A 25,376-nucleotide genomic window follows, 5' to 3' on the forward strand; every position below is an offset into this window, starting at 1 on the left:
CACGGCCGAGGATACGTGGGGTCGTGACAAGAGGGTTGTCGATTCGAGGCGTCGACCGGAAACGACCCTGCCGAAGCCCCGCGGCTTCACCGGCCGTTCATATGTTGGTCGTTGGCTACCGTGTCCGCGCCGAAGCGGCGCAGTCTGTCGGTCTCACCGGTGAGTCACACGCTCGTCTGACGCGGATTTAAGTGTACGTCTACGGTGAATCCTTGTGGGCGCGCACTACGGCCTCAGTTCCCATCCTCCCACCCGCGCGCCCGGCACACCCCACCGTTTACCTGCGGTGTGCGGCACCATCGAACGACGGTGCCGTCAGCGCTCCACCTCTCCCGGTCGCTCCCGTCAGCGGCGCACTGTCGCCGCCGTCGGGAGTGCCGATTCGCCCGCTCTCCGTGCACTCAACCGTCGTTTAGCCTCGATTCGGCTTCGTGACCGTCCCCGCGGCAGACGAACCGCGGGACCCCGTCTCAGGACGCCTCGGCGGCCTCGCCGAGCAGCGCCGTCTTGACCTCGTCGACCCCATCGAGGTCGATGATGAGTGCGAGCTGGTCACCCGCCTGTATCTCCGTCCCGGGCAGTGGGATCGTCATCTCCTCGCGGTTGTGGCTGTGCGCGTAGATCCGAGCTTTCGGCCCGAGATCGACCTCAGTGATGCGTTTGCCGACGACGGGCGCGTCGGCCGGAACGGTGACCGTCGACAGCTGGAGACGCTCGGTGAGGTCGCCGAGCGCGTTGAAGTTCCCCCCGAGCAGCGCCGTCTTCGCCCCCGCCGCGCCGAGCCGTTCGGGGTAGATGACCTCGTCGACGTCCTCGGCGTACTGTTCGTAGATCTCCTCGCGGTAGTCCTCGCTGATCCGCATGACGGCGCGGCAGCCGAACTCCTTGCCGATCATGCAGGCCGCGAAGTTCACGTTCGGGTCGCCAGTCAATCCCCCGACGGCGTCTGCGTGTTCGATGTCGGCGCGCACGAGCACCGCCTCGTTGGAGCCGTCACCTTCGACCACCTCGAACCCGGCTTTCTCGGCCCGCTCGACTTTCTGTTCGTCGTTCTCCACGACGAAGACGTCGTGACCCTCCTCGGAGAGCACACGCGCGGTCCGGGCACCGACGCGGCCGTACCCGACGATAACGAATCGCATACCCACGTGTACGCCGCCCCGAACTTAAAAGATGGACCCCGCACCCGTCGCCGACGGTCCCGACCTCGGACCGCTACCACGGGGCACGACAGGGTTTTTTCCTGGCGCCGCGTACAAGAGGCCCATGATGGCAACTACCCACGCCCTCGCCGGCGTGGCACTCGCCGTCGGCGTCTCGCTCGCCGTCCCCGAGGCCGGTGGGCTTCCGGTGGCCGCGGCGGCGCTCGGGGGGTTCTTCCCGGACTTCGACCTCACCGGCGATCACCGCAAGACGCTGCACTTCCCGGTGTACTACACCGTCGCGGCCGTCGTCGCGGCCGCCGTCGCGACCGCCGTCACGACGACGGCGACGCTCGCAGTCGCGCTGTTTCTCGCCGCCGCCGCGCTCCACTCCGTGATGGACGCCGCCGGTGGAGGGCTTGAACCGCGCCCCTGGCTCGGTCGGTCGGACCGGGCGGTGTACGACCACGCCCGGCGGCGCTGGATCGCCCCACGGCGGTGGATCCGGTACGACGGCGCGCCCGAGGACCTGCTCCTCTGTGTCGCGCTCGCCGTGCCCGGCCTCGCGGTGCTCGACGGTCAGGGCCAACTCGCGATCGCCGCGGCGCTCGCGATCTCGACGCTGTACACGCTCGCCCGCAAGCCGCTCGTCGCGGTCGCCGATCGGGTCGTCCCGCGGATCCCACAGGACGTGTTCGACCGGCTCCCGGTCCGCGTCGTCTCGTTCGTCGCCGCCTACCGCTGATCATCGCTCGTTCTGCCGTCACCCGCAGACCCTCACTCGTTCTGGCGTCACCCGCCGACCGTGCCAACGTTTATCGCTCGCCCGTCCGACTCCCTGGCCATGCCTCCGGGGGGCGGCACAGACGGCATCGTGCGACTCGGCGAGGAGCTTCCCACGCGTGTCGGCGACTGTCGGGTCCGTCTCCGGACGCTGCCGCCCGACCACGCCCGGACGGGGACGTGGTTCGTGGAGTTCGTCGCCGGTGGCGCACGGACGACGCTCGTCCTCTCGGACGGGAGTGACCGCACGGAGGGTGATCCGGCGTCGGACGCCAGACGGGCGGCCGTCGCCCTTGACGGGAGCTATCTGTACGGGGTCGTGACCGACGGGACGGTGCGAGTCAGGCGAATCGAGTGTCGGTCCGACCCCGGCCGCGATCGGGCCGTCTGTACGGCCGTCCCGGTCGGTCGACTCCGGAGCGTCCTCGCGCTCGTCGCCTGGCGCGTCCGGACCGACACGGCCGTCTGCGACGCGGCGTTCGACGCACTCCGCCGGGCCGTCGAGCCGCTCGCGCGGGCTCGGCTGGACCACCGCCTCGAGGATCCGGCGTTCGCCGACCGGCTCCGCGACTCGCTGCGGGCCGCCGGGCCCGCTCCCGACGAGGTCGCGCTCGGCGCGGACGAACGGGCGGCGCTCGCGTCGCAGGCGAGTTGCCTGTTCGTCGACGCGCTCGTCGCGGGCCGCGACGGGCAGCCGACGGTCGCCGACGGCGTCACGGGGGAACGGTCCCGCTCGGCCTGGTCGGCGCTCGCGGCCCGGGTTCGTCACCGCGTCGACGACCCGCTGTTCGATCCGGCGGAGACACCGCTGGCCGACGCCGCGCTCCGCCCGCCGCCGTCGGCCCCCGAGCCGGCGTTCGCCGCGGCCGTCGACGCGGTCGAGGCGACCCTGTCCGCGCTCGACGGGTCGGCGCTCTCGCGGTCGGCGTCGACCCTCGCGCGGCTGTTCGAGCGACTCGTCCCCGTCGACCGGCGCTGGCGCTGGGGACAGGTGTACACGCCGACGGCCGTCGCACGGCTCCTCGCCGACTGGGCGGTCGGTGGCGACGTGACCGCCACAGCGCGCGTGACCGCCGCCGCCGGAGCGACCGCCGCCGACGCGAAGGCAGACAGCGGCTCGGTTGACGTGGTGCTCGACCCCGCCTGCGGGACCGGGCGGCTCCTCCGCGCCGCCGTCGAGAGCTGTCGGGACCGCGGAGAGTCGCCGCCGGCGGTGTACGGCCGTGACGTGTTCGCGCTCCCGGCCGCGCTGGCGACCCGGTCGCTCCCCGACGGCGTCACCGCCGAGATCGCCGCGGGTGACTTCTTCGACTGCGTGCCCGCGGCGGCGGACGCCGAAGACCGGAGTCGGCGAAATGGTTCGGACGGACCGACGCGGGACGCGGCGTCCGACGACCCCACGCCACCCGACCCCCTCCCGCTCGCGGACGCCGTGCTCGTGAACCCGCCGTACACCCGGCGCGAGGCGCTGGACGACGACTACGTGGCGTTCGTCCGCCGGGCGATCGCGTCCGGGGAGACCGTCGATCGGACGGCGGGGCTCGCGTCGTACTTCATCAGACACGCCGCCTCATTCCTCCGCGACGGCGGACGGATGGGGGTCGTCGTCGGGAGCTCCTGGCTCGACGCCGACTACGGTGCCGGCCTCAAATCGTTCCTCCTCGACACGTTCCGGATCCGGGGGGTCGTCGGCGCGCCCCGCCACCACCTCGTCGACACCGCCGACGTCAACGCCGTGTTGTTGCTCCTCGAACGGACGGACGACGCCCGCGAACGCGACGACGGCCTCGTCTCGTTCGTCCGACTCCGCGCTCCGCCGGCGACGTTCCTCGACGGCGACGACGTCCTCGCGACGCTCCTCGACGGGGACGCCGCCGGCGACGCGGCGGCCGGCGAGGGGGACGGATCGGCTGACAGCCACGGCATCCCGGACGCCGAGGTCGTCCGCAGACGGCAGTCGACGCTCCGGCAGGCGGCCGCGGGCGACGGCCGAGCGCGGGCGTGTGGGGGTGAGACCGGACAGTGGGGGCGGTACGTGCGCGCCCCACGGGTGTACTGGACCGTCGCCGAGCGGTGCGGCGACCGGCTCGTCGACTTCCACGACCTCGACGCGGCCGGCTGGGCGCGGCTCTCGTACGGGACGCGTTCGGGCGCGCCGGACTTCTTCTACCTTCCCAACCCGCACCACGACGTCGCCGTCGACGGCGACGCGCTCCGCGTCGTTCCGCGCGACGGGACCGGTCTCTCCGAACCTCGTCGCCTCCCACGACGGTACTGGATGCACGCGACGGACGACGCCGAACGGGGCCGCACGGACCGCCCCGACGGCTGGCGGCCGAACTACCTGTTGAAGCGCACGACGGGCGTCGACCGGCTCCGCTTCGACGTCGACGATCTCGACCTCGGTACGCAACTGCGGTACGTGCTGCGGTTCCCCGAGGCGCGCGACGACCTGGACCCGGCGGCGCGGGCGTACGTCGAGTGGGGAGAGCGACACGACGTGACCGACTGTCCTCACTGCCGACGCGCGAAGTCGTTCCCCGCCTACTGCTCCGGCAAGCGGTGGTACGACATCACGGGACAGCTCACCCGGGGATCGCTGCTGCCGAACAAGGACGTCCACGCGACGCACGCTTACTGGGCCCCGTCGACGCCGCTGTGGGTCCACCAGTCGCTGTACGGCATCGACGCCGCGGATCCGCCCCTTCTGGCGGCGCTCGTGAACTCGACGCTCGGCCTGTTCCTGCTCGAACTCGCCGGGCGCGTCAGCCTCGGTGAAGGGGCGCTCGACCTGATGACCGGCGACCACCGCTCCGTCCCCGTCCCCGACCCTCGGACGGTCGACGTGGCCGCGAGAGACCGCCTCGTGGGCCGGTTCGAGACGGTCGCGTCGCGGCCGATCGGGTCGGTGTTCGAAGAGTGCGGCGCGCGGCGACGGGCTCACGTGTCGCTCGACGGCGTCCGAGCTGACAGGCGGGCCCTCGACGAGGCCGTGATGGGCGACCTGCTCGGGCTGTCAGCGGCGGTGCAGGCGGAGGTGTACCGGGGGCTCGTCGGGCTGGTCGACGACCGGCTGACGAAGGCGGCGCGCGGGCGGTGAGTCGGCTGTTTGGCCGACTCACCGCCCGCGGATTCGCCTGCTAGAGGAAGTCGCCGGGATCGATGCTCGGACCGTCGCCGCCGTCGCCTTGATCACTGCTCCCGGTTGCGGCCCGGAACACCGCGGGGTCGCGGGTCTGGATCCACACGCGGCCTCGCCCGGAGAACTTCGAGACGATGCCCTCGCCACCGAGCATCGTCGACTTGATGCTCCCGTCCTGTTCGCGGGAGACCGAGAGGCCGTCGGTCCACGCGATCAGGTGGTCGGTGTCGACGATCGTCGCGTCGTCGGGGGTGACCTCGGTTTCGATGATGGAGCCGTACGCCGAGAGGAACGCCCGCCCCGAGAGTTCGAGGACGCGAAGGCTCCCCGAGGAGAAGAAGCCCCCGGCGTCGTTGAACGCGCTGGACCGCTCGACGGTCGACTCCCAGGCGAGGGTCGACCCCGAGTTGACCTTTATCGGACCGTCCTGCCCCACGTCGACGCCGAACACGTCGCCGGGATGGTCGGGGGCCAGTGTGAGTTCTGCCCCGTCGGTCTCGGCCTCGAAGGCGTTCTCCACCAGGTCCTTGCTCGAACTCACCGCCGACTTGATCATCCCGCCGATCCCGTCCCCGCCGCCGACCTCGGCGTCGGCGCGGACGCTCTCGCTCCGACTGATCATCGCTCCGGTCTCCGCCATGAGTCGGTCTCCCCGGTCCATCGTCGTCCGGAGCACCGCGTAGCTCGGGCCGTTCTCGATATTGTAGTCCATAGTATGATTTCGAATACCTGACTTTTTGTAAATACTTACCGGATACATCTCTGCCGAGGAGGTCGCTCAGCGGAACGCTGGGGGTGCGCGACGGGGATCAGCGCCCGACACCGTCTCGCGAGAGGCGCATGGACTGAACGAAGTGAAGGACATGCGCCGTCCGGGAATTGAACCACGGTCGCTCACTCCGTTCGCTCTCTGATTCAATTCCCGAGAGTGCATCCGCCCGTCACGTCCGTTCCTCGCAGGATGCGCCGTCCGGGAATTGAACCCGGGCTATTGGCTTGGGAAGCCAATGTCCTACCACTGGACCAACGGCGCGTGGTGGAGCATGAGTCACTATCAGACCGCCGTACTTGAAAATAGCGCTTCGGCCGACCGGCGGGCTCGGACGCGGAACTGAGCGCACGTCCATCGCGCGATCGTGAGACGTGGATATTAGTCGCTCCCGCCGGTATCGACGAACGATGAGTCAGGACACGTCCGTTCTCCGCGACACCGCACCGCTCGACCTCCGACTCTCCGAAGCGGAACTCGACGCGACGCGCGAGCACGTCGTCGACTTCGTCCGCGGCGTTGTCGACGACGCCGAGGCCGACGGCGCGGTCATCGGACTCTCGGGCGGGATCGACTCGACGACGACGGCCGCGGTCGCGGTCGAGGCGCTCGGTTCTGACGGCGTTCACGGCCTCGTGATGCCGAGCGAGGTGAACACCGACGAGAACATGAGCGACGCCGAGCGCGTCGCCGAACGCCTGGGGATCGAGTACGACGTCGTCGACATCAACCCGATCGCCGACGCGGTGTTCGACGCCTACCCCGACGCGACCGAAAGCCGGATGGCGGCCGGCAACGTCCGCGTTCGGCTCCGGGGGGTGCTCAACTACTTCGTCGCCAACCACGAGAACCGGGTCGTCCTCGGGACCGGAAACCGAAGCGAGGCGCTGACGGGCTACTTCACCAAGTACGGTGATCAGGCGGTCGACTGCAACCCGATCGGCAACCTCTACAAACAGCAGGTCCGCCAGCTCGCCGCCGCGCTCGGCCTTCCGCACGACTTGGTGATGAAGACACCCTCCGCGGAGATGTGGCTCGGCCAGACTGACGAGGAGGAGATGGGCCTCGACTACGACACGCTCGACGCGATCCTCGCGCTCCACGTCGACGGCCCGCTGTCGAAGATGGCGACCGTCCGCGAGCTCGGCGTCGAGCCCGCGCAGGTGGAGCGGGTCGTCGACCTCTACGAACAGAGCGCGCACAAACGACGCATGCCGCCGGCCCCCGAGCCGCTGTTCCGATGAGTTCGCGTCGGGTTCAGGCGGCCGTGACGACGATGCGGACGTGGTCGCCCTGTGACCCCGCCGCCGCGGCGTCCTGTGCACCCTGGAGGACGTACGTCGAGGGGTCGACGGGCTGACCGTCGACCGTCACCGAGACGGCGTACTCGGAGTCGCCGTCGCGGTAGGTCGTCCCGTCGAACGTGACGGACGTTTCGGTGACCTCGATCCCGAGCGAGGCCATCGCCCACTCCAGCGTGACGCCCTGTGCGTGCCCGTGCCACACCTGTCCGTCGCCACCTTCGAAGTGGAAGGCGTTCGCCTGGAGCTGGTACTCCTCGCGCGAGAAGTCGACGCGGTCGCCGAGGACGACCATCTCCATCGTGCCGTGGGAGTGGGCCGCTCCGACGTTCGACGGCGTCCGGGCCGCGTCGCCCCCCGTGTCGGGCGACGACCCGCCGAGAAAGAACGTGACCACGACGACGATGCCGACGACGGCGACCGCGAGCCCCCCGAGCAGGAGCGCCGTGTTCGAGCCGCCGTCGTCCCCGTCGCCGCCGAGTTGGGCGAGCCGGCGTTCGTCGACCGAGCCGAACTCTGCCGGGTGGTCGTCGCGAAGATGTTCGAGCGAAGCGACCTCCGTGTCGAACGATTCCGCACAGTGAGGACAGTCGCGCATGCCGGCCGTCAGGAGGCCGAGAATAAAGAGCTACGCGTCGTCGCGACCGCCGTCGCCGGCGCTCTCCGAGTCCGCCGCGCGGGAGGCCGCGATGTCGTCGACGTGTGCCCGGTGGAGGTCGCCGAACGCCGCCGCCTCGGCGCGCTCTTGGCTCTCGCGGTCGTCCCGGGAGCGCACGCGTTCCTTGACGACGGCGAGTGCGTCCGGCGCGCCCGCGGCGAGGTCGGCGGCGATCCGCCGCGGGTCGTCGACGACGCGGGAGACGAGCCCCATCCGGAGGGCCTCGTCGGCGTCGACGACGCGGCCCGAAAGCGCGAAGTCGAGCGCCTCGCCCTCGCCGACGACACGCGGGAGGCGGACCGTCCCGCCCCAGGCACCGAACAGACCGAACCGAACGCCGGGTTCGGCGAACGTGGCGTCGGGCGTGGCGATCCGAAGGTCGCAGGCGAGCGCGAGTTCGACACCGCCACCCCGGGCCGCGCCGTCGACGCCCGCGACGACGACCGACTCGCTCGCTTCGAGCGCGCGTGCGACGCGCTGGCCGTGGCGGGCGAACGCCGCCGGGTCGTCGAGCGTCGAGACGGCGTCGAGATCCGCGCCCGCACAGAAACCCGGCCCGGCCCCGTGGAGGTAGACGACCGGCACGTCGGCGTCGACGACGGCCGCCTCCAGCGCGTCGAGATCGGACGGGCGAAGGGCGTTGCGGCGCTCCGGCCGCGAGAGCGTGACGGTTCGGACGGCGTCGTCTTCGGTGGTTTCGATCATGCCGTCCGATGTCAAGCGCTTTCCAAAGGTCTTTGGCTCTCCCGTCGCTACCCTCGGTTAATGGACGATGCCGCGCGGGTTCGCGATGCCGCGCGCGAGGCACTGGCCGACATCGAACCGCCACGTCTCCGCGATGCACTCCACGACAGACTGGACGACGCTTCGATGGCACCGGCCGTGTTCTCGCTCCTCTGCGCCCGAGCGCTCGGCCCGGCGGTGAACGTCGACGCGATCGCGGAGCGAGCCGCCGGCGTCCAGCTCATCTACGAGGGGCTCCGGCTGACGCGGACGTTGGCGCACGACGAACCGTGGACCACCGCCGCGGGCGACAGCGACATCGCGGCCGACCTCGAGATGCTCGCCGCGTCCGTTCTCGTCTCGCGTGGCTTCTACGTCCTCGCCCGGACGGACGCCGCCGACCACGCCGTCGAGACGGTCCGCACGTTCGGCCGCGACCAGACGCTCCGCCGCGAAGCGGGGGCCGACGCCGCCGCGCTCGACCGCAACCTCGAAGCGTCGGTGTTCGTCCTCGCGACGATCGCCGGGGCGACCGCGGTCGACGTCGACCCGCCCACGGCGCTCGTCGAGTACGCGGCCACGCTCGCACACGACGGGGGCGAACTCCCCCCGGCCACCGTCGCGCTCGCGGAGACGACCCCGGAGAGGCTCGCCGCGCTCGCGCACTCGACCGACGGAGACGGCGACCGCGTCCCGCCCTCGGCGACCGACACGTAGGATGCGAGACTGACGCAGGGCGCCGCCGTATCGAAACGCCTAAAGACGAATCCGGCCTACGCGAAAACGCGCCTGGGTAGCTTAGCGGTAAAGCGCGTCCTTGGTAAGGACGAGAGCCCGGGTTCAAATCCCGGCCTAGGCTTGAAGCTCTTCGGTCCCGCCGACCGGGCACGGATTCTTCGACTCGTCCTCGAACTCACCAGTCAGGTCGCGACCGGCGGTCGGGGACCGACAGTTCTTAGACACGCCTTCTCCTTCACCGGGGTGTGGTGGGATGGCGGAGTGGACTATCGCGCCTGCCTTGAAAGCAGGTGGCCCTACGGCCTCCTGGGTTCAAATCCCAGTCCCACCGCGTTCTGTCGCGAATCAGCGGCGCGGAGCTCCGTCTCCGCGCACTCGTGAGCGACTGTCGTGAAGACGACTGGAGTTGAACCCTGTCGGTCGCAGCGCCCGAGCGGAGCGGGGGCGACCGTCGGACTCCGGTTCGAACCCCAGTCGTACCGCGTTCTCCGGTGACCGGTACGCTCACCCGGTTTCGTCGGGACGCTCGTCGGCCGTCCGCTCGTGGACCGTCACGGCCAGCGAGCGCGCGGTCGCCACCCGTTCCACGGCGGCTTCGTTGTCGAGGCCGTCGGCGTTCTCTAGGAGCCGATGGACGTGTCCGACCCGTTCGTGGACCACCGGGCGGTCGAGGTCGCCGCGAGCGAGGTCCTCGGCGACGGCGTGCGCCTCGCCGAGCCAGACGCTCGCCGAGGGGGCGACGGGGAGTTCCTCGGTCGCGCGAAGCTCCGACGCGAGCGCCGCGAGGAGGTCGTCGAGCGAGCGGTCGTCCGCCGGGTCGTCGGTCGGTCGATCGGAGCCACTCATCGTCGGCCGTAGACACCGGACCGATAGGTAGCTGTCGGTGGGCCCCCACGCGGGACACCCCGACCGAGCAACTCGCTCAGCCGTCGGCGGACTGGTCGCTCTGTGTCCGGCACTGACGCGGAGCCTGTTCGTACCAGACCCCGAGTGAACCCTGGTCGTTGACTCGGGCCTCGACGCCGTAGCAGTCCCCCTCGCGGCCCGCGAGGTCGAACACCTTCCACGTGTTCCGGTCGTCGATCCGGACCCGGACGACGAACTCGGCCTGCTCGTCGGCCCAGGTCCGATCCAGCGGCTGGGTCGTGATCTCCCCGTCCCGCGCGGCGAGGTCGTGCGACGACCAGTGGACGAGGTCTCCGTCGCGCTCGACGATCACGTGGACGGTGTGTGCTTCGGCGTGCCAGTTCGCCACCCGGACGTACGCGAGCCGCGACGTGGACGACCCAGCGGCGGAGCCACAGCCCGCGAGTGCTCCCACCCCAAGGACGCTCACCCCGGCGAGGAGTCGGCGGCGGCTCACTCGCTCGTTCATACGTCTCTCTCCGCCCAGTCGAAGATAAGTCTACGTCAGACAAATTCTGTTCCGTTGTAACGTCTCCCCGGCGGTCACGACCACAGCGACGGCGGACGAGGCGATCGCTCCCACTGGGCGGCCTACGCGACGGTGAAGCCCTCGGCCGTGAGCGCCGACTCGACGGCGGTGAACAGCCGCTGTCGGAGCTCGTCGTCGAGCGCGCCGACGGGGGCGTCCTCCTTCCACGGGGTCACGTCGCGGTCGGTCCCGTCCTCGACGTACCGGTAGCGGAGGCCGTACCTCTGACCGTTGTTCCCGTAGGCGACGACCGTCACGTACGGCCGGCCGCGGTAGATCACACCGGTGTCGTCGGCGTCGGGGTCGTACGCGTCCCAGCTCCCGACGGCGTGAACCGCGACCCGCGCGAACTCCGAGAGGTTCGTCGCGTAGTTGCCGACGACGAGCCCGCGTTCGACCCGGTCGCGGTCGAACTCGCGCCGGTCACCGCTCTTGGTGTGCTCGCCGACGACCCGGGTCGGGGTGATCTCCGTCACCCGCCACTCGGCGATGCGGGGCGAGGAGACGTCGGCGTCGGCGTCCTTGAGGTGGTCGCCGACGTGGACGCCGAAGTAGACGGGTTGGCCGGCCCGCCACTCGACGTACACCTCGTCGGGACGACGGTGGACGAGCGCCTCCTGGCCCTGGATGGTCTGTCGCTCGATGCTGAACCCGTCGTCCCCGAGCGGCCGCCGTCGGCCGTCTCCCGGCGCATCGCTCGTCGTCGGTGCCATGGGACAGACACGCTCGCTGACGGCTTAACATTTCGCGCGAACGGCACGCACAAACGGCCGCTCGCGGCCCGCTCGCGGCCGGATCAGTCGGTTCGGTGTGCCGCGATGCGGTCGCGGAGCCGGCCGGTCGCGTCGGCGTCGAACCACAGCCGACGCCGCCACCACGGTCCCTTGCCCGAGTCGTTCGACAGCGCCGTCACGAGCTCGTTCGGGGTGGTTCCGCCCGCGGGCGCGGAGAGGGGGACCGCGCGGTCGTACAGCGCCGAGCGCCCGTCGCCGGCGACGAGCACCTTCGCGTCGAACGGATCGCGGCGGACGTGCGCGTTGGTCGCGAAGCGGTCGCGTTCCGCCGGCGGGAGCGACGCGTACTCGTCGCCGGTCACGGCGCGTTCGACCCGAAACTCGCCGATGAGGTACGCACCCCAGTCGGGGACGACCCACTCCGCGGCCGCGGCCGGGTCACCGTGCAGGGAGAGCGTCGCGTAGAACAGCAGAATGTCGCCGGGTTCGAGCCGCGACAGCGGCCCGGCTTTCACCCCGTGTTCGTCGCCGTACGTGTACGTCGAACAGAACGGGTAGCCGGCGAACGACGGGTCGAGGTGGACCGGCAGATCGAAGAACCGGTCGGGGAGGTCGAACCGCAGGTGAGGATCGAGGTCGGCGTACGTCGGCACCGCCTCGGTCGTCGGCTGTCGCTCCGGGATCGGAACGTACTCGAAGCGGCCGTCGGGGTAGATCGGGCCGCGGACGCCCGGGAGGTTCGTGTTCGCGCCGACGTTGATCGCGATGGCCCGCGGGCTCCGGCTCACAGCTCGCGCGCGCAGTTCCAACAGAGCGTGAACGTCTCGTCGGACTCGTTTTCGACGCCGCAGTGCCGACACCGGCGGCTTCCGGCGCTCGTTCGGGCCGGCTCGGTCGCGGCGTGTTGGTCACTCCGCGGCCACGCGTCCAAGGACCGGGGCGGGACCGCTCCCCCGTCGGCGTCCTCACCCGTCCGCGACGGCCCGTTCGATTGCGACGGGTTCGAGCCGGAGGAGCCGCTGGACCAGGAGGAGTCGCGGTCGTTCTCGCCGAACGGCGTGCCGACGCGTCGCGTCACCGACCCCCCGTTGTTGAGGAGGTAGCGGTAGACGAGCAACTGCAGGAGCGTCAGTCCGACCGCGTACACGACGATCCACCCCCAGACGTCCATCACCGTGTGGTATGGTGTCAGTACACTTGATTCTTCGGACGGACGGCCGAGAGTGTCGAGCGGAGCGACAGCTACCCGGCGTGTGACAGTGTTTCGACCGGTTCCCCACCGGTCCGTTCAGTCCGATCCCGACGACGGTGAGCCGCGGTCGCGTCCGAACTCGTCGAAGACGTCGAGGCTGTCGGGCAGGTCGTACTCGATCTGCCGTTCCGTCTTACGGTTCTCCCCGCCCGCGTCGAGCGGATCGGCGACGTCCTCCCAGCCGGGTTTGATCTTCACGCTTTTCGCGGGCGAACCGACCGCGATGTGGTGGTCGGGGACGTCGCCGCGGACGATGGCCTTCGCGCCGACGATGGCGTTCTTGCCCACGCGAGCGCCCGCCGTGACCATCGAGTCGTAAGTGACGCGGGCGTCGTCGTCGACGATCGTGTGGTAGTTCTCCACCTGGGTCTGGTCGACCACGTCGTGGTCGTGGCTGTACACGTGGGCGCTGTCGGAGATCGAGACGCGGTCGCCGATCGTGAGCTTCCCGCGGTCGTCGAGGTGGACGTCGTCGTGGATGACCGTGTTGTCCCCGACCGTGATGTTGTGGCCGTAAGTGAACGTGATGTCTTTGAAGAAGCGGCAGTCCTCGCCCACGTCCTCGAAGAGGTGTTCGGCGAGCATCTGCCGGAACCGCAGGGCGAACGCGACGTTGTCGGCCATCGGCGTCGCGTCGAACTGTCGCCAGAGCCACTGGAGGTACTTCGACCGCTTGAACGCCTTCTCGTCCTTCTCGGCGTAGTACTCGGATTCGAGCGTCGCGTTGCACGGATCGTACCCCTGCAGGCGGACGCGCTCGGCCGCCGAGATCGACTCCCCCGACTGCCACCGCTCGTACGCCTCGCGGTCGCCGAACAGGTCGATGAGGACGTCTTTGACGACCTCACACGTTTCCTCGTCCGATGAGAGTCGCTCGTCGACCTCGGCGATGAACGCTCTGACCCCCTCCTCGGCGATGGGGGGAAGAGACACGTGGCGCTTTGTCATCGTCGTTCGTTTGCTGCCATCGCTCAAATGGATTTGGATGTGCGAACCACCCGTCAAAGCGTCCGTCGTCGTGGCTCACGACCGAAGTAGTGGTCTATTTTTATGGGCGTCGTCGACGCAGTCACAATGAGCGATCCGTCACGCGACACGGCCGCCTGGACGCGCGACCACGCCGCCGGACTCTCCCGCACCGATCGAAACACTGCACCGATCATCTACCCGCCGGATCGACGGACCGACCCCGACAACCACCTCTGGGACACGTGGCTGCTCCGAACCCCGGCGGGCGAGATCGCCGACGTGGACGGCTACCGCGTCGTCGTCGCGCTCACCGCCTCGAACGACCTCCTTCCCGGCAAGCGCCACGACGTCGCGACGCACCGCTTTTACTACTCGACCGACGGACGGAACTGGACCCCGGGGGGGTGCGTCTTCGGCGATTCCGTCCCCCTCGGCTCCCGACAGTGGGCGGGTTCGGCGATCTACGACCCCGAAACCGGTGACGTCTCGCTGTACTACACCGCCGCCGGGCACCGCGGCGAGGACGCGCTCTCGTACACGCAACGCCTCGCGGTCGCCCACGGGGGCTCCGCCCGCACCACCGCCGACGGCGTCCGGTTCGAGGGGCCGTGGACGCACAAGACGCTCGCCCGTCCCGACGGCGAGTGGTACGAGCGCGAGGAGCAGTCCCGGGGGATGATCTACACGTTCCGCGACCCGTGGTACTTCGAGGACCCCGAGACCGACGAGGCGTATCTGCTGTTCGAGGGGAACACGCCCATCCCCGAGGGCTCGAAAGCGTGCGGCGGCGACCCCGAACAGCAGGCGTTCAACGGCTCGGTCGGGATCGCACGGGCCTCGAAGACCGACCCGACGGCCTGCGAACTCCTGCCGCCGCTCGTCGACGCCGTCTGCGTCAACCAGGAACTCGAACGGCCCCACGTCGTCTACCGCGACGGCACGTACTACCTGTTCGTCGCTAGCCATCGACACACGTTCGCGCCGGGGATCGACGGCTACGACGCCCTCTACGGCTTCGCCGCCGACGCGCTGTTCGGCCCGTACGAACCGCTGAACGGCTCGGGACTCGTCCTCACGAACCCCGCGAACGCGCCGTTCCAGGCGTACTCGTGGCTCGCGTACGGCCACTGCGAGGAGATCCTCGTCACCTCCTTTCTCAACTACCTCGACTACGACCGCCCCAGCCTCGACGACGTGGCGTATCTGCCCGAGGACGAGCAGTTCCGCCGGTTCGGCGGGACGCTCGCGCCGACGGTTCGGCTGGGCGTCGACGGACTCGACACCCGGGTTCGTGGGACGCTCGACCACGGCCACCTCCCGACCGCCGAGGAGGCCCTCCCCGAGACCGAGGACGAGCGGATCGCGCGGCTTCGCGGCGCTGACGGCGACGAGGAGCGCCCCGGCTACGGCGCTCGGTAACGGCCTCGACAGGAGTGGTCGTCGTCCGTGTGAGCGGCCGTCGGCGTCCGTGTCGGTGACGTAGGTACGCCGCCGATCGTGTTCGCACCTAGAACGCGCCGCCCAGTTCCCACGCCTCGCCGTCGACCGTCACCGCCCCGTCACGGGCGAGGAGGGAGACGCCGTCGGCGTCGGCGCGCGTTGGGTAGACGCGCGAGGTCAGACAGCGCGACCCGTTCGCGAACAGTTCGAGCACCGAGCCGTCGACGAACACCCGGAGCGACAGGTCGCGGTCCGCCGACTCGGTCGCCTCGTGTTCCGCTCGACCGCCGTCGGCGACCGACGCCCGTCCGCCGGCGACCTTCCCCGTCCCGCCGAGCGGCAGGCGCTGGTCGCCCTCCTCGGCGGCGTGGCCGTGACTGCTCCCCGACCGGTCGACCACCACCTCGTCGCCGGCCCACCGGACGACGGTTCGTTCGGTGCGCGCCGGCGACTCGAACAGCACGAGCTCGAACGTCGCGTCGGCCTCCCTGCTGACCGTCAGGTCGAGCTCGTACGCGTTGCCCGACAGCGGAAGCGCCCGCCGCTCGCCGGCCGCGAGGTCGACCGACGCCGGGACGCCCTCGGTTCGGAGCGCCGCCAACTCGGCTGCCGGTCGCTGTCGGAGCCGGCCCTCGTCGTCGAGGTCGACCACGCGGGGGAGGCTCATGACGCCGGACCAGCCGGCGTGCCACTGCGCCTCGACGCCGCGGGCCTCGGGCAGCCACGCCCACAGCAGCCGCCGACCGTCGGCGTCGGTCATCGTCTGTGGGGCGTAGAAGTCGCCGTGGTCGAGGAGACCGTGCTCCTCGACGAGAAAGCCCGGACTCGTCAGATCCGCGGAGCCGAGGAAGTACTGCACGTCCGCGTAGTTCGAGACGTGCAGGAGCTGTTTCGCGCCGAAGTCGAGCAGTTCGGGGCACTCCCAGACGGGGCCGGCACCCTCCCAGTCGCCCGTCAGCAGCGGGCCGACGTACTCCCACTCGTCGAGGCGCGCCCCCCGGTAGAGCAGGGCGGTGCCGCCGACGTCGGCCACGCCCGAGCCGATGAGGTGGTACCACGTCCCTCCCTCGCGCCAGACGCAGTGGTCGCGGAACTCCGCCTCCCAGTGGTCGGTCGCGAGGATCTCCAGGTCGTTCGGCGCGGCCTCGATGATCGGGTTGTCAGCGTGTTTGTGCCAGGTAGAGAGGTCGTCGCGCTCGGCCGTCGCGAGACACGGGAGCTGTCGGCGACCCCGGCCGCCCGTGTACAGAAGCCGCATCGTCCCGTCGTCGTCGACGGCACAGCCGGACCAGCAGCCGTCGCGGTCCGGCCCGTCGGGATCGGGCGTGAGCGCGACCGGTTCGTCCTGCCAGTGGACGAGGTCCTCGCTCGTCGCGTGGCCCCAGTGGATCGTTCCGTGGGCGGGGCCCGCGGGGTTGTACTGGTAGAACAGGTGGTAGACCCCGTCGTGGTGGACGAGGCCGTTCGGGTCGTTCAGCCAGTTCGCGGGGGGGCAGACGTGGTAGCGTGGTCGGTGGTGGTCGTCGTCGAGCGACCGGCGGAGTCGGTCGAACCCCTCGCGCGTGTCGGGCCGGTCGGTGAACGTCGGCGCGCGGTCCCCGCCGAGCGTGACGAGGAGGTTGCCGACGAACCGCTCCTGGTTCGCGGCGCACTCGAAGTCGCGGGCGTGGGCGAACGAGAGGCCGACGCCCGCGCCGATCACCCGACCGGCGCCGACGTGCCACTCGACGAGCGGCTTCCGGTCGACGAGGTAGTCGTCGCCGCGGAGGCCGGCTGCGAGGACGACGCCGTCGGCGGGGACGAGGCGCTCGTACCGGGCGAACGCCGTGTCGGCGTCCGCCGCGCGGGTGTGGACAGGGAGGTCGTCGAACGTCTCGAACGCGGGGTGGTCGCGGTGGACGGCCTTCGCGAGATAGCCGACCCGAGCCGGCGCTGTCTCGTGGCCGGTCGCGTCGGGGGCGACGGGGTCGATCCCCAGATCGGCGACGGCCGACAGCGCGTGGAGCGTCAGGAGCAGGCCGCCGCCGCGCTCGAGATAGTCGTCGAACGGGGCGGCACAGGCGTCGAGGACACCCGGGGCGTCCTCCCAGTCGAGGGGGCGGTCGCGGTGCCACCAGCAGACGTCGTACGCGGCGAGGTCGACGTCGCCGGCGGCGACGGCCGCGAGGTCGACGCGGCCGACGGCACCGCCGGTCGCCTCGAGGGAGTCGTACGCTGCCGTCTGCTCCGGCGTTCGCTCCCCGAGCGCGAGGGTCGCGACGCGGAGCCCGGACAGGTTCATAGCGCCGTCTCCGTGGGGTGGGTGAAAAAACGCTTGCTTCGGCGCTAGATTCGTCGACGCTTCCGCCCGGCCCACGGCCGGAGACGAGGGGTTACCCGGAAAAAAACTGCACCACCAGTCCGACGGCCCACAGCGACGCGGCACCGACGAGCAGGTACGCTTTCGGGCCGTACTCGGTGACGGTCGGGCTCGTCTCGTACCGGAGGAGGCCGTACAGGCTACCGACGAGGAGGACGATCCCGCCCACGAACCGGAGCACGGCCACGGCGGTGAGCCGTGGACGGTCGGCGATGCCGACCTGGAGCAGCGTCAGGAGGGCGACGACGAGGAGAGACAGGGCGACCGCACGGGAGGGATGCATCGGTCGGGCTGGTCCTCGCTCGGCGGGGGGATATAGCTTGCCCCACACGTCGTGCGTTCGGACCCGCGACCCGCGGCGTCGACGGCGTTCACCTCCGAGCCGGCGACACGCCCGACGAATCCGTTGTACACTCCCACACGGCCGGAACCCACGCACTGAGAGACAGCGGACGGTATAAGTCGCCGGAACCCCCAGGGCCGAGTATGAAGCACCGCGAACTCGGTGACTCCGGCGTCGAGGTCTCCGAAGTCGGCTTCGGCGCGTGGGTCGTCGGTACGGACTGGTGGGGCGACCGCACGGAGGAGCAGGCGATCGATCTGGTCCACCACGCCCTCGACTGCGGCATCACCTACATCGACACCGGCGACGTTTACGGCCACGGCGACTCCGAGAAACTCATCGGACGCGCGCTGGACGGCAGACGTGACGAGGTCACGCTGTCGACGAAGATCGGCTACGACTTCTACAACAACCCCCAGGCGGGCCACGGCGAACTCCCCAAGGAGATCACGCCCGAGTGGATCCGAACCGCAGTCGAGCGGTCGCTCGACCGGCTGGGGACGGACCACATCGAGTTCCTCCAGTTGCACAACGCGAACGTCGACGAGGTGACGCCCGACGTCGTCGAAGCCTTAGAAGAACTCCGCGAGGAGGGGACAGTCGACGCCCTGGGCTGGGCGCTCGGCCCTTCGATCGGCTGGCTCGCCGAGGGCGACCGGGCGGTCGAACTCGACTTCGACGCGGTCCAGACCGTCTTCAACGTCTTCGAGCAGACCCCCGGCCGGCACTTCGTCGAGACGATCCGCGCGACCGATGCCGACACCTCGGTCGTCGCGCGCGTCCCGCACTCCTCGGGCCTCCTGAACGAGCAGGTGACGCCCGACACCGAGTTAGGAAAGGGCGACCACCGGGCACACCGCCCCTCCGAGTGGTACGAGACGGGCTGGGAGAAGCTCGAACGCCTCCGGTTCCTCGAACGAGGGGGTGAGCGGACGATGGCGCAGGCGTCGATCCAGTGGCTCCTCTCACACGACGAGGTCGCCGCGGTGACCCCGACGTTCCGGACGAAAGCGGACGTGACCGCGTGGGCCGACGCGCCCGAGACGCCGCCGCTCTCCGACGAGGAGGTCCGCCGGGTGGAGGAACTGTCCCAGGAGAACTTCGGCGTCGACCGCTTCGACGGGATGGACTCGCTCCGCTCGTCCGTGGGCGGAGCCGACCTCGAGGGCGTCGACAAGCAGGCGGCGGGTGACTGACGATGTCGAAAGCGAAACTGCTGAAGCTCACGCTTGCCGTCCACGCCGTGCTGGCGGCCGTCGTGGCCGTCGACGCGCGCCGCCACGGCCGCTGCGTCGGCAAGTGGGTGGCCGTCACGCTCCTGACCGGTCTCGTGGGCGTCGCCGCGTACGTCCTCTCGGGGGGTGACGACGACGTCCCGCTGGACGAACTCGTCGATCAGGTCGAGCTAGAGTAGGAACTCGAACCGCGCCCCGCCCTCGCGTCCCTCCGTCAGCCGAACGTCCCAGCCGTGGGCGTCGGCGACCGCGCTGACGATGGCGAGCCCGAACCCGGTGCCGTCGGCGTCGGTCGAGTAGCCGTGTTCGAAGACCGTCTCGCGCTCGTCCTCGGGGATCCCGGGGCCGTCGTCCTCGACGAAGAACCCGCGGCGGTCGACGTCGTCGCTCCCGCCGGCCCGGAGCGCGCCGATGCGGACCGTCGGCCCGGTGCCGTCGGCGTCGACGGTCCGCTGGCCCTCCGACGAGCCGTGTTCGACGGTGTCACCGGACTGCACGGCAGTCCGGTTGCTCGTGGAGCCGTGCTCCACGCTGTCCTCACGAGCCGGCGAGTGAGGGCTCGTGGAGCCGTGCTCCACGCTGTTCTGCAGGAGGTTCTCGAGGAGTTCGCGCAGTCGGCTCCGGTCGGCTTCGACGGTCGGTTCGTCGTCCACGACGAGTTCGCCCGGTCCGAGTCCCGCCCAGCACGTCCGCGCGAGCGCGCCGACGTCAACGGCCTCGGTGTCGCCCGCGCCGCGGCCCTGCCGGGCGAGGGTGAGCAGGTCCGCGACGAGTTCCTCCATGCGGTCGTGGCTCTCGGTCACGGCGTCGAGGTGCTCCGCGGCGGCGTCGCGGGACGGGGCGTCGCGGGCGAGTTCGAGCCGGCCCTGCGCGACGTTCAGCGGGTTGCGGAGGTCGTGGCTGACCACGGAGGCGAACTCGTCGAGCCGGCTGTTCCGCTCGCGGAGTTCGGCCTCCTGTCTGCGGAGCGTCTCCTCTCGCTCGGCCCGTTCGAGCGCGGCCTCGACGTTCGCACAGAGCACCTTCGCCAGCGAGACGTCCGTCTCGTCGAACTGGGCGGGGAGGGACGAGCCGGCGAGGAAGACGCCGCGGTCGCCGAGCGGGACGATGAGTTCGCTGCGGACCCGCGTCGTCGGATCCATCACGCCCCGCGCCTCGTTCACGCGGTCGTACACGCGGGTCTCGCCGGTCTCGAACGCCTCGAACGTGAGGCTCTCGCCGCGCTCGAACGCCGGGAGGTCACCCCGGTCGCCGAGGAACTCGCGCGTCCGGTCGCTCGCCGCGGCGGGGACGAGTGCGTCCCGGTCGGGGTCGTACAGGTGGACGCCGCAGATGTCGTGGCTCAGGACGTCCCGTGCGGTCGTGATCGCGACATCGGCCACCTCCGTCTCGGTCTCGGCGTTCATGAGGCTCCGCGTCGTCTCGTGGAGCCGCTCGAGACGCTCCTCGCGCTGGACCCGGTCGAGCGCCGCCTGGGCGTTCGTCGCCAGCAGGCCGACGACCTCGACGCTCCCCTCGAGCGTCCCGTCGGGCTCCGCCGCGGCGACCAGCAGTCCGTGGTCGCCGAGCGGGACGACGAGCAGGTCGAGCGCCGCCCAGAGGTCGTGCTCCGCGGCGGGAACGACTCGGCTCTCTCCGGCCCGGAACGCTGCCCAGACCGCCTCGGTGGCGGGCGTGATCGTGGTCGTCGACAGGTCCGCGGCGGTCTCGTCGATCATCTCCGGGGTGAGCGATCCCGCGTCGTCGGGGGTGTAGACGCCGACCAGCTCGGGATCGAGCGTCTCGGCGGCCGTCTCGACGGCGACCGCACACACCTCCGCGGTGCTCGCCGCGCGGACCAGATCGGCCGTCGCCCGTTCGAGCACCGAGACGGTGTGTGACCGTACCGGCTTGGCCGGCGGGACGAACACGACGAGGGTCGCTGGCTCGCCATCGTAGTCGATCCGGGCGAAACGGAGCGTCACGTCGAGCGGGTCGCGGTCGCGCCCGAGGAGCGTGACCCGGCGAACGGCTCTCTCGGCCCCGTCGCCGGCCCGTCCGCGGAGCGGTCCGCGGACCTCGTCGTGGTCGGCGGGCGCGATCACGTCGAGCGGGTCGCGTCCGCGGAGCTCGTCGCGGCCGACGTTCACGAGGTCGGCAACGCACGGGTTCACGTAGACGAACGCCCCGTCGCGGACGACACAGCGGCCGACGGCGTCGTCCTCGGCGAGCGTTCTGTACTCAGGGGTCGGCTCCGGGCGACAAAAATCGCCCGCCGCCTCCGTGATCTCAGGCCAAAAAGACGTGTCGTGGACGGTCGGCGAGGACGTCCCGGCCCCACTGGACCGTCTCGCGGAACTCCTCGGAGCGGAAGAAGCCCATCGCGTCCTCCTTCGAGCGCCACTGGCTGGAGATGAACATGTCGTTTTGGTCCTCGTGGTTGACCATCAGCGCGGTCTCGTGGTGGCCGTCCATCTCGTCGAGCAGCCCGCCGACGACGTCGAACTTCTCGACGAACTCCGCGCGGTACTCCGGCTTTACGGTGTAGAACATCCCCATCGTCCCGAAGCCGCTCTCCTCGCCGGCGCGGGAGACCACGCCCGGGAGCTCCGAGAGGAAGCCCGCGGCGGTCTCGGCCGCCGAGGCCGTCTCCCAGATGCTCACCACTGCGGTCCGGTCGACGGATTCGGCCTCGTACTCCGCCGTCTTGACGTGTGTGCCGTAGTGCTCGAAGCTCTCGCGCAGGCCCGCGACCTCCTCAAACAGGTCGTCGGGGGCGGCCTCCGAGTACAGCACGGTCGCGTAGACTTCCTCGCCGTGCGGTTTGCCGGCGTAGATGTTCAGGTCGTCCAGTTCGCCGCGGATCTCCTCCTCGGACGCGCCGCCGTGGTCCTCATCTCCGTCATCCTCGCCGTGGGCGTGAGCGTGGGTGTCGGCGTCGGCGTGCGCCCCCTGCTCGGCCCCGTGGGGATGGTCGCCCGCGCCGCCGTGGGCGTGGCCGGGTCCGTGTGGGTGGTCGCCCGCGGCGTCGTGTGCGTGGCCGTGGGGCTCGCCGTCCGCGTCGGCCGCGCCGGTCGGAACCGACTCACCCCGCAGGTAGGCACCGAGGTCACGCGGTGGGAACCGCCGGCCGACGTAGAACCGTCCGAACTCGCCGTAGCGCGCCGAAACCTCGTCGAACCGCATCTCGTAGACGATGTCCTTGATGTCCGTCGGGTCCGCCCCGAAGAGCGTCACGCCCCACTCGTAGTCGTCGAACCCCACCGAGGAGGAGATGATCTGCTTGATCCGGCCCGCGTACTCGCGGCCGGTGTCGCCGTGTTCTGACATCAGCTCGCGGCGCTCGTCGAACGAGAGGCTGTACCAGTTGTCGTCGCCCGTTCGGCGCTTCGACATCGGGTAGAAGGAGACGTACTCGTCGTCGGGGAGATCGGGTTTCATCTTCCCCTCGATGTACCGTCGGAGCCCCTCGTCGATCTCGTCCTCGTCGCCGGTGAAGTAGTCGTCCGAGACGTAGCCCGACACCTCCGTGACCGAGACGTACGACGTCGACTGCTCGAGATAGCCCGCAAGCGCCGTCGTCTCGAACTGTCGTTCCGCACGCGAGAGCGCGTCGAGCGACGGCCGGAGGTGTAACACGAGGAGGTCGGCCTTGTGGCCGACGACGCTGAAGACGGCGCTCGCGCCTTCCGAGGCGTCCTCGACGGCCTCGTGCGACATCAGATAGGCGACGCCCTCATCGACGGCGCGCGTCCGCTCTCGCTCCGGGGCGTCCCGCCAGGCGTCCCAGTCGACGGTTCTGAAGTCGTGGAGCACGAACCACCCTTCGTCGGTCGGTGGAGCCGCTGTCATACGCCGACGTTAGGAGGGGAGGGGTATGGGACTTGCGTGTCGCTCCCGGACGGTGAGAACGAACCCGCGACGGGCCCGGGAGCGGCGGTCACACGGCGTCTCACTCGACCTCGCTGCCCTCCCCGACCTCCTCGCACTGTCGGCCGACTGTCTCGACGCGCTGTCCGACGCGATCCCCGAGCGGTTCGACCGGTGAGGTGTCGTCCGGGGGTACCTTCATCCCGTCACCGGCTGTTCGTACGCGTGCATGCCCGCACACACCTCACTGGACGACCTCGACGCGGTTTCGGTCGACAGGTCCGACACCGATGCCTCGGTCGTCCCCGTCGGTTACGAACTCCGCCCCTCGAAGATGCGTCCGGCCGTCTGGAACCTCCCCGCCGGCGAGTCGACGCCGTACCACCGCCAGCGGGAGCAGGAGGAGCTGTACCTCGCGCTCTCCGGTCGATTCGAGGTCCGGCTCGATCACGGCGATGGAGACGAGGAGACGTTCGAGTTCGGCCCCCGCGACGTGCTCGTGGTCGAACCCGACGTCGCCCGCCAGCTGACGGCGCTCGAAGATGGCGAACTGTTCGTCGTCGGCGCGCCGAACGTCAAGGACGACGGCGTCGTCCTCGACGCCGACTCCTGAGGGGCAGCTCCGTTCTGCCCGCTCGCCCGTCAACTCCGGGCTCAGCTCAACAGCGTCGGCCCGAAGATGAGCAACACGAGCGACGCGAGCATCACGAGCCCGACGCTCGTCGTCACGGTGCGGACGAGCGCGTGCGGCCTGGAGACGGGCAACCGGGAGACGATGGCCTCGGTCCCGGTGCGGAGGATGCGACCGCCGTCGAGCGGGTAGCCCGGGATACAGTTGAACAGCCCCAGCTGGAGGTTGATCCACGCCGTCCAGAACAGCAGGTTCGCGAGGATGAACACGCCGCTCCCGAGCGCCGCCAGTGGCCCCTCGACCACGTAGAAGTTCATCACCGCGGGGGTAAAGCCCGGGAAGTTGGGGATGCCGAGGATGACCGACGCGAGCGGGAGGATGAGCGAGACGTAGACCAGTCCGAGCGGTGAGTCCACGATGTTGATCGGGGCGCTCCCGCCGTCGCCGCCGAGCAGGGTCAGGTAGGTCCCCGCGGGGTACGACTGCGCGCCGAAGTCCGTCAGGAGGAGCCCGCTCGTCCCCGGGAAGATGTTCACGCCGAGGAAGCCGTTGCCGTCGCGGGGGTTCTCCCCGAGCGTGACGGTGTACGACTCCATCGACCCGTCGCGCCAGGCGGTTATCGACACCTCACCGCCGGGGTTCGTCCCGTCGAGCGCGGCGTTGAGCTCCGAGGAGGACGTGACGCGCTCGCCGCCGAACTCGGTGATGATGAGGCTCCCGTTCGTCGGCGCACCCCCCTCGTCGAGGGGGCCATCGTCGGCCACCTGTGTGATGTACGCGCCCACCGGGACCGTGACCGTCCCGCGGGAGGTCGACAGGCGGGCGAAGGTGGTGTCCGCGGTCGCCTCGCGGAGCCCCGCACGGGTGTACACCGGCGTGCCGTTGACCGCGGTGACCGCGATGGGCTCGTCGTCGCCCGACACGGTGAAGTTCGCCGGGTTCCCGCCCACGGAGCCGACGACGACGAGGCTCCGCTCCACCGCGACCGTCCGCGGCCCGTCGCCGCTGTCGATCCGGACGTCGACGGTTCGGGCGTCCGTCGACGACAGGACCGCGTCGAGTTCGGTCTCGGAGGAGACGCTCTGGTTCGCGACGCCCAGGATCCGGTCGCCGCTCTCTATCCCCGCGGCGGCGGCCGGTGCCCCCTCGAACGTCCCCTGGACGGCCATCCCGGGGGCGACGCCGATCGCGCCGATGACGGGGCCAAAGAGGAGCGCGAAGGCGACGACGGTGATGGCGAAGTTGTTCGTGACGCCCGCGGCGAACATCCGGGTCCGGCCGCCGCGGTCGGCGGCGCGCTGGCTGTCCTCGTCGGGTTCGACGAACGCACCGACGGGGATGAGCGTGAGAAAGACAAGTCCCATCGACTCGATGTCGATGTCCTCGACGCGACAGAGGAGGCCGTGCCCGCCCTCGTGGACGACCAGCCCGACGAGCAGGCCGAAAACGATCTCCGGGGCGACCGAGAGCGGGAGGAAGTCGTTGACTCCCGGGATGACGAGGAAGTTCTGCGGCTGGTTCACCTGCGTGGGGGCGGGCGGGTTCTGGAGGATTGTGAGGGCCTGGAACACGAGGAGGGCGAACGTGCCGACCATCACGACGAGCGTAATGCCGACGCCGACGTTGCTCCACGCTCGCCAGAAGCGCTTCGGTCCGGCGAGCCAGTCGAGGAAGTCACGCCCGCGCTTCGTGTGGAGCGTGGTGAGCGGTCCCTGGACGCGGACGGAGGAGGGCAGGATGCCGCGCGACTTCAGGAAGAAGCCGATGAAAGAGTAGGCGAAGACGCCGACGAGCACCCAGATCAGCGTGTTCATCAGCGGAAGAAACGGGAGCCGCGCTCAAAGACGTTCGGATTGGAACGCGCCGAGCCGAC

At 70.3% G+C, this 25,376-nt stretch carries 24 protein-coding genes, 3 tRNA genes and 1 pseudogene; 11 read left to right on the plus strand and 17 right to left on the minus strand.

The genetic code is table 11. The features are described 5' to 3' along the window. Positions 1–470: 470 nt before the first annotated feature. On the minus strand, positions 471–1,142 hold the full coding sequence (locus NKJ07_RS17850) for a potassium channel family protein (RefSeq protein ID WP_318568139.1): 672 nt from the start codon (positions 1,140–1,142) through the stop codon (positions 471–473). Between the two features lie 124 nt (positions 1,143–1,266). On the opposite strand from NKJ07_RS17850, the gene NKJ07_RS17855 reads away from it, so the two are divergent. Together NKJ07_RS17855 and NKJ07_RS17860 are read left to right on the plus strand one after the other, a co-directional pair. Further along, positions 1,267–1,887 (plus strand): metal-dependent hydrolase, encoded by a 621-nt coding sequence (locus tag NKJ07_RS17855; RefSeq protein WP_318568140.1) that lies wholly within the window; start codon positions 1,267–1,269, stop codon positions 1,885–1,887. 99 nt (positions 1,888–1,986) lie between these two features. Beyond that, complete coding sequence (locus tag NKJ07_RS17860; RefSeq protein WP_318568141.1) at positions 1,987–5,025, plus strand: N-6 DNA methylase; 3,039 nt, start codon at positions 1,987–1,989, stop codon at positions 5,023–5,025. Positions 5,026–5,065: 40 nt separating this feature from the next. Here NKJ07_RS17860 and NKJ07_RS17865 read toward each other — a convergent pair whose 3' ends face one another. Together NKJ07_RS17865 and NKJ07_RS17870 are read right to left on the minus strand one after the other, a co-directional pair. After that, complete coding sequence (locus NKJ07_RS17865; protein ID WP_318568142.1) at positions 5,066–5,779, minus strand: TIGR00266 family protein; 714 nt, start codon at positions 5,777–5,779, stop codon at positions 5,066–5,068. A gap of 250 nt (positions 5,780–6,029) precedes the next feature. Beyond that, a tRNA-Gly gene (locus tag NKJ07_RS17870) sits at positions 6,030–6,100 on the minus strand. A gap of 146 nt (positions 6,101–6,246) precedes the next feature. On the opposite strand from NKJ07_RS17870, the gene NKJ07_RS17875 reads away from it, so the two are divergent. Continuing rightward, a complete protein-coding gene (locus NKJ07_RS17875) occupies positions 6,247–7,080 on the plus strand; it encodes an NAD+ synthase (protein ID WP_318568143.1) in 834 nt (277 codons plus the stop codon). 13 nt (positions 7,081–7,093) lie between these two features. On the opposite strand, the gene NKJ07_RS17880 is transcribed toward NKJ07_RS17875, so the two are convergent. Continuing rightward, positions 7,094–7,735 carry a hypothetical protein gene (locus NKJ07_RS17880; protein ID WP_318568144.1) on the minus strand — a complete coding sequence of 214 codons (642 nt, stop codon included), beginning with the start codon at positions 7,733–7,735 and terminating at the stop codon, positions 7,094–7,096. A 30-nt stretch (positions 7,736–7,765) separates the two neighbouring features. After that, positions 7,766–8,500 (minus strand): enoyl-CoA hydratase/isomerase family protein, encoded by a 735-nt coding sequence (locus NKJ07_RS17885; protein WP_318568145.1) that lies wholly within the window; start codon positions 8,498–8,500, stop codon positions 7,766–7,768. 60 nt (positions 8,501–8,560) lie between these two features. On the opposite strand from NKJ07_RS17885, the gene NKJ07_RS17890 reads away from it, so the two are divergent. The 3 genes from NKJ07_RS17890 (at position 8,561) to NKJ07_RS17900 (ending at position 9,587) form a co-directional block, all read left to right on the plus strand. Further along, entirely contained in the window at positions 8,561–9,235 is a 675-nt protein-coding gene (locus NKJ07_RS17890) for a DUF7114 family protein (RefSeq protein ID WP_318568146.1), read from the plus strand. A gap of 70 nt (positions 9,236–9,305) precedes the next feature. Next, positions 9,306–9,377, plus strand: a tRNA-Thr gene (locus NKJ07_RS17895). Positions 9,378–9,503: 126 nt separating this feature from the next. Then, positions 9,504–9,587: transfer RNA gene (locus NKJ07_RS17900), tRNA-Ser, on the plus strand. Positions 9,588–9,760: 173 nt separating this feature from the next. Here NKJ07_RS17900 and NKJ07_RS17905 read toward each other — a convergent pair. From NKJ07_RS17905 to NKJ07_RS17930, 7 genes and pseudogenes are all read right to left on the minus strand, one after another. Further along, positions 9,761–10,102 (minus strand): DUF8152 family protein, encoded by a 342-nt coding sequence (locus NKJ07_RS17905; protein WP_318568147.1) that lies wholly within the window; start codon positions 10,100–10,102, stop codon positions 9,761–9,763. A gap of 76 nt (positions 10,103–10,178) precedes the next feature. Next, positions 10,179–10,631: a hypothetical protein gene (locus tag NKJ07_RS17910; protein WP_318568148.1), complete on the minus strand. Its 453-nt coding sequence runs from the start codon at positions 10,629–10,631 to the stop codon at positions 10,179–10,181. 122 nt (positions 10,632–10,753) lie between these two features. Continuing rightward, positions 10,754–11,404, minus strand: coding sequence for a hypothetical protein (locus tag NKJ07_RS17915; RefSeq protein ID WP_318568149.1), 651 nt, complete (start codon positions 11,402–11,404; stop codon positions 10,754–10,756). Positions 11,405–11,487: 83 nt separating this feature from the next. Continuing rightward, the gene (locus tag NKJ07_RS17920; protein ID WP_318568150.1) at positions 11,488–12,213 is read right to left on the minus strand and encodes an Nmad3 family putative nucleotide modification protein; all 726 of its coding nucleotides are present in this window, start codon (positions 12,211–12,213) and stop codon (positions 11,488–11,490) included. After that, entirely contained in the window at positions 12,210–12,503 is a 294-nt protein-coding gene (locus tag NKJ07_RS17925) for a DUF7577 domain-containing protein (protein ID WP_425504775.1), read from the minus strand. Before NKJ07_RS17925 ends, NKJ07_RS17920 begins: the two co-directional genes overlap by 4 nt. A gap of 12 nt (positions 12,504–12,515) precedes the next feature. Then, positions 12,516–12,596: pseudogene (locus NKJ07_RS24465) on the minus strand (DUF7577 domain-containing protein); the annotation flags it as partial. A gap of 117 nt (positions 12,597–12,713) precedes the next feature. Then, entirely contained in the window at positions 12,714–13,625 is a 912-nt protein-coding gene (locus tag NKJ07_RS17930; RefSeq protein ID WP_318568152.1) for an acyltransferase, read from the minus strand. A gap of 126 nt (positions 13,626–13,751) precedes the next feature. Here NKJ07_RS17930 and NKJ07_RS17935 point away from each other — a divergent pair, with 126 nt between their 5' ends. Further along, positions 13,752–15,065 (plus strand): glycoside hydrolase family 68 protein, encoded by a 1,314-nt coding sequence (locus NKJ07_RS17935; protein ID WP_318568153.1) that lies wholly within the window; start codon positions 13,752–13,754, stop codon positions 15,063–15,065. 88 nt (positions 15,066–15,153) lie between these two features. Here NKJ07_RS17935 and NKJ07_RS17940 read toward each other — a convergent pair whose 3' ends face one another. Both NKJ07_RS17940 and NKJ07_RS17945 read right to left on the minus strand, forming a co-directional pair. Continuing rightward, a complete protein-coding gene (locus tag NKJ07_RS17940; RefSeq protein WP_318568154.1) occupies positions 15,154–17,367 on the minus strand; it encodes a GH32 C-terminal domain-containing protein in 2,214 nt (737 codons plus the stop codon). 91 nt (positions 17,368–17,458) lie between these two features. Further along, complete coding sequence (locus tag NKJ07_RS17945; protein ID WP_318568155.1) at positions 17,459–17,728, minus strand: hypothetical protein; 270 nt, start codon at positions 17,726–17,728, stop codon at positions 17,459–17,461. A 203-nt stretch (positions 17,729–17,931) separates the two neighbouring features. Between NKJ07_RS17945 and NKJ07_RS17950 the strand changes: the two genes are divergently transcribed. Further along, entirely contained in the window at positions 17,932–18,984 is a 1,053-nt protein-coding gene (locus NKJ07_RS17950) for an aldo/keto reductase (RefSeq protein WP_318568156.1), read from the plus strand. Between the two features lie 2 nt (positions 18,985–18,986). After that, positions 18,987–19,202 (plus strand): hypothetical protein, encoded by a 216-nt coding sequence (locus NKJ07_RS17955; RefSeq protein ID WP_318568157.1) that lies wholly within the window; start codon positions 18,987–18,989, stop codon positions 19,200–19,202. On the opposite strand, the gene NKJ07_RS17960 is transcribed toward NKJ07_RS17955, so the two are convergent. Together NKJ07_RS17960 and NKJ07_RS17965 are read right to left on the minus strand one after the other, a co-directional pair. Then, positions 19,194–21,290, minus strand: a complete 2,097-nt coding sequence (locus NKJ07_RS17960) for an ATP-binding protein (protein ID WP_343230483.1) — start codon at positions 21,288–21,290, stop codon at positions 19,194–19,196. The genes NKJ07_RS17955 and NKJ07_RS17960 overlap by 9 nt on opposite strands. Before the next feature lies 1 nt (position 21,291). Continuing rightward, positions 21,292–22,854, minus strand: a complete 1,563-nt coding sequence (locus NKJ07_RS17965; protein WP_318568159.1) for a heme-binding protein — start codon at positions 22,852–22,854, stop codon at positions 21,292–21,294. Between the two features lie 25 nt (positions 22,855–22,879). Between NKJ07_RS17965 and NKJ07_RS17970 the strand changes: the two genes are divergently transcribed. Further along, complete coding sequence (locus NKJ07_RS17970; protein WP_318568160.1) at positions 22,880–23,050, plus strand: hypothetical protein; 171 nt, start codon at positions 22,880–22,882, stop codon at positions 23,048–23,050. A gap of 51 nt (positions 23,051–23,101) precedes the next feature. Then, on the plus strand, positions 23,102–23,485 hold the full coding sequence (locus tag NKJ07_RS17975) for a cupin domain-containing protein (protein WP_318568161.1): 384 nt from the start codon (positions 23,102–23,104) through the stop codon (positions 23,483–23,485). A 41-nt stretch (positions 23,486–23,526) separates the two neighbouring features. Here NKJ07_RS17975 and NKJ07_RS17980 read toward each other — a convergent pair whose 3' ends face one another. Next, positions 23,527–25,317, minus strand: a complete 1,791-nt coding sequence (locus tag NKJ07_RS17980) for a site-2 protease family protein (RefSeq protein WP_318568162.1) — start codon at positions 25,315–25,317, stop codon at positions 23,527–23,529. Positions 25,318–25,376 lie beyond the last annotated feature (59 nt).

The organism is Salinigranum marinum (genome assembly GCF_024228675.1).
Lineage (GTDB): Archaea > Halobacteriota > Halobacteria > Halobacteriales > Haloferacaceae > Salinigranum > Salinigranum marinum.

Coding starts and splice junctions, on each gene's coding strand:
- NKJ07_RS17850 (WP_318568139.1), bottom strand. CDS start 1,142: ATGCGATTCGTTATCGTCGGGTACGGCCGCGTCGGTGCCCGGACCGCG.
- NKJ07_RS17855 (WP_318568140.1), top strand. CDS start 1,267: ATGATGGCAACTACCCACGCCCTCGCCGGCGTGGCACTCGCCGTCGGC.
- NKJ07_RS17860 (WP_318568141.1), top strand. CDS start 1,987: ATGCCTCCGGGGGGCGGCACAGACGGCATCGTGCGACTCGGCGAGGAG.
- NKJ07_RS17865 (WP_318568142.1), bottom strand. CDS start 5,779: ATGGACTACAATATCGAGAACGGCCCGAGCTACGCGGTGCTCCGGACG.
- NKJ07_RS17875 (WP_318568143.1), top strand. CDS start 6,247: ATGAGTCAGGACACGTCCGTTCTCCGCGACACCGCACCGCTCGACCTC.
- NKJ07_RS17880 (WP_318568144.1), bottom strand. CDS start 7,735: ATGCGCGACTGTCCTCACTGTGCGGAATCGTTCGACACGGAGGTCGCT.
- NKJ07_RS17885 (WP_318568145.1), bottom strand. CDS start 8,500: ATGATCGAAACCACCGAAGACGACGCCGTCCGAACCGTCACGCTCTCG.
- NKJ07_RS17890 (WP_318568146.1), top strand. CDS start 8,561: ATGGACGATGCCGCGCGGGTTCGCGATGCCGCGCGCGAGGCACTGGCC.
- NKJ07_RS17905 (WP_318568147.1), bottom strand. CDS start 10,102: ATGAGTGGCTCCGATCGACCGACCGACGACCCGGCGGACGACCGCTCG.
- NKJ07_RS17910 (WP_318568148.1), bottom strand. CDS start 10,631: ATGAACGAGCGAGTGAGCCGCCGCCGACTCCTCGCCGGGGTGAGCGTC.
- NKJ07_RS17915 (WP_318568149.1), bottom strand. CDS start 11,404: ATGGCACCGACGACGAGCGATGCGCCGGGAGACGGCCGACGGCGGCCG.
- NKJ07_RS17930 (WP_318568152.1), bottom strand. CDS start 13,625: ATGACAAAGCGCCACGTGTCTCTTCCCCCCATCGCCGAGGAGGGGGTC.
- NKJ07_RS17935 (WP_318568153.1), top strand. CDS start 13,752: ATGAGCGATCCGTCACGCGACACGGCCGCCTGGACGCGCGACCACGCC.
- NKJ07_RS17940 (WP_318568154.1), bottom strand. CDS start 17,367: ATGAACCTGTCCGGGCTCCGCGTCGCGACCCTCGCGCTCGGGGAGCGA.
- NKJ07_RS17945 (WP_318568155.1), bottom strand. CDS start 17,728: ATGCATCCCTCCCGTGCGGTCGCCCTGTCTCTCCTCGTCGTCGCCCTC.
- NKJ07_RS17950 (WP_318568156.1), top strand. CDS start 17,932: ATGAAGCACCGCGAACTCGGTGACTCCGGCGTCGAGGTCTCCGAAGTC.
- NKJ07_RS17955 (WP_318568157.1), top strand. CDS start 18,987: ATGTCGAAAGCGAAACTGCTGAAGCTCACGCTTGCCGTCCACGCCGTG.
- NKJ07_RS17965 (WP_318568159.1), bottom strand. CDS start 22,854: ATGACAGCGGCTCCACCGACCGACGAAGGGTGGTTCGTGCTCCACGAC.
- NKJ07_RS17970 (WP_318568160.1), top strand. CDS start 22,880: ATGGGACTTGCGTGTCGCTCCCGGACGGTGAGAACGAACCCGCGACGG.
- NKJ07_RS17975 (WP_318568161.1), top strand. CDS start 23,102: ATGCCCGCACACACCTCACTGGACGACCTCGACGCGGTTTCGGTCGAC.
- NKJ07_RS17980 (WP_318568162.1), bottom strand. CDS start 25,317: ATGAACACGCTGATCTGGGTGCTCGTCGGCGTCTTCGCCTACTCTTTC.